The 3,017-nt window shown below is 52.2% G+C and carries 1 rRNA gene; it reads right to left on the reverse strand.

Annotated features, from left to right (window positions below):
• Nucleotides 1-2,889: ribosomal RNA gene (locus FYJ57_RS14870) — 23S ribosomal RNA — on the reverse strand.
• Between the last annotated feature and the right edge of the window lie 128 nt (nucleotides 2,890-3,017).

Genomic DNA, 3,017 nt, shown 5'->3' on the forward strand with positions numbered 1-3,017 from the left:
CAGGTCAAACCCTCGACCGATTAGTAACAGTCAGCTCCATACATTACTGCACTTCCACCTCTGCCCTATCTACCTCGTCGTCTTCAAGGGGTCTTACTTCTTTCGAATGGGATATCTCATCTTGAGGGGGGCTTCACGCTTAGATGCCTTCAGCGTTTATCCCTTCCGGACTTGGCTACCCTGCCATGCAGCTGGCACTGCAACAGGTACACCAGCGGTCCGTCCATCCCGGTCCTCTCGTACTAAGGACAGCTCCTCTCAGATATCCTACGCCCACGCCGGATAGGGACCGAACTGTCTCACGACGTTCTGAACCCAGCTCGCGTACCGCTTTAATGGGCGAACAGCCCAACCCTTGGGACCTACTACAGCCCCAGGATGCGATGAGCCGACATCGAGGTGCCAAACCACTCCGTCGATGTGAACTCTTGGGAGTGATAAGCCTGTTATCCCCAGGGTAGCTTTTATCCGTTGAGCGATGGCATTCCCACTTAATACCACCGGATCACTAAGTCCTACTTTCGTACCTGCTCCACCCGTCGGTGTCGCAGTCAAGCTCCCTTCTGCCTTTGCACTCTTCGAATGGTTTCCAACCATTCTGAGGGAACCTTTGAGCGCCTCCGATACCCTTTCGGAGGCGACCGCCCCAGTCAAACTCCCCACCTGACATTGTCCCCCAGCCGGGTCACGGCTGCTGGTTAGAAACCCAGTACTGCAAGGGTGGTATCCCAACAACGGCTCCATGGCAACTGGCGTTACCATTTCTCAGCCTCCCACCTATCCTGTACATGCAATACCGAATCCCAGTATCAAGCTGGAGTAAAGCTCCATGGGGTCTTTCCGTCCTGGCGCAGGTAACCAGCATCTTCACTGGTACTTCAATTTCACCGGATGCATTGTCGAGACAGCGCTCAAATCATTACGCCTTTCGTGCGGGTCGGAACTTACCCGACAAGGAATTTCGCTACCTTAGGACCGTTATAGTTACGGCCGCCGTTTACTGGGGCTTCAATTCAAAGCTTCGCTTGCGCTAACCTCTCCTCTTAACCTTCCAGCACCGGGCAGGCGTCAGCCCATATACCTCACCTTTCGGTTTTGCATAGACCTGTGTTTTTGCTAAACAGTTGCTTGAGCCTATTCTCTGCGGCCACATTTCTGTGGCACCCCTTCTCCCGAAGTTACGGGGTCATTTTGCCGAGTTCCTTAACAATGCTTCTTCCGTCGGCCTTAGGATTCTCTCCTCATCCACCTGTGTCGGTTTACGGTACGGGTACAATAAGAACAATAGCGGCTTTTCTTGACGCATGGCTCACATACTTCCCTACTATATTTCGGTCCGCATCACGCCTTCGGATTGCCCTGCGGTTTTTCCTACAGGACTCCTACCCCGCTTGCACGCGGCTTTCCATTCCGCGCCTATGCTCTCCACACGTGTCCCCACAGTTCTGTCTTACTGCAGTACAGGAATCTCAACCTGTTGTCCATCGGCTACGACTCTCGTCCTCGCCTTAGGCCCCGACTTACCCAGGGCAGATCAGCTTTACCCTGGAAACCTTAGATATTCGGCCGAGAGGATTCCCACCTCTCTCTCGCTACTCATTCCGGCATTCTCTCTTCGATACACTCCACAGCTCCTTCCGATACTGCTTCGTTGCGTATCCAATGCTCCTCTACCAATGTCTTCAGACATTCCTCAGCTTCGGTGTCGTGTTTCAGCCCCGGACATTTTCGGCGCAGGACCTCTCGACCAGTGAGCTATTACGCACTCTTTGAATGTATGGCTGCTTCTGAGCCAACATCCTGGTTGTCTTCGAAATCCCACATCCTTTTCCACTTAACACGTACTTTGGGACCTTAGCTGGAGGTCTGGGCTCTTTCCCTTTTGACTATCCAACTTATCTCGTATAGTCTGACTCCCGATAAGCATCTACACGGCATTCGGAGTTTGATATTCTTCGGTAAGCTTTGACGCCCCCTAGGAAATTCAGTGCTCTACCTCCGCAAGACTCTATCGAGGCTAGCCCTAAAGCTATTTCGAGGAGAACCAGCTATCTCCGGGTTCGATTGGAATTTCTCCCCTATCCACACCTCATCCCCACCCTTTTCAACGGATGTGGGTTCGGTCCTCCATTGCCTTTTACGGCAACTTCAACCTGGACATGGATAGATCACCCGGTTTCGGGTCTACTCTGACTGACTTATCCGCCCTCTTAAGACTTGGTTTCCCTTCGGCTCCACGGCTCTACCGTTTAACCTCGCCAGCCAGCGTAACTCGCCGGACCGTTCTACAAAAAGTACGCGGTCGCACTCATAAGGTGCTCCCACAGCTTGTAAACACAGGGTTTCAGGTTCTCTTTCACTCCCCTCCCGGGGTCCTTTTCACCTTTCCTTCACAGTACTATGCGCTATCGGTCACTAAGGAGTATTTAGCCTTGGGGGGTGGTCCCCCCGACTTCCCACAAGGTTCCACGTGTCTCGTGGTACTCTGGATCCTGCCGTCCCGGTCCGGATTCCGTGTACGGGGCTTTCACCCTCTCTGGCTGGCTTTCCCAAAACCATTCCACTATCCTTTCCGGTAACTTATGCAGTCCATAACCCCAGCATGCACGCACGCTGGTTTAGGCTCCTCCCATTTCGCTCGCCGCTACTCTGGGAATCGAGTTTTCTTTCTTTTCCTCCGGCTACTTAGATGTTTCAGTTCACCGGGTTCCCTTCCATACGTTATGGATTGGCGTATGGATACCTGGAGTCTATCCAGGTGGGTTTCCCCATTCGGATACCTGCGGATCAATGGATATTTGCTCCTCCCCGCAGCTTTTCGCAGCTTATCACGTCCTTCATCGGCTCTTAGTGCCAAGGCATCCACCCTGCGCTCTTTCTTGTTTGACCTTCCAGTTTTACTAGCGTTTAAAACTGGCGGTTCTCTCGCAGTTTCATTTCATCGTGTTTACAATGTAATGAGTAGTTATTGTTTTGATTCGTTATCCTTAAAAGATAACTCCTCGGATGTCTCTTTT

Origin of the sequence: Oliverpabstia intestinalis, from assembly GCF_009696065.1 — a bacterium.
Taxonomy (GTDB): domain Bacteria; phylum Bacillota; class Clostridia; order Lachnospirales; family Lachnospiraceae; genus Oliverpabstia; species Oliverpabstia intestinalis.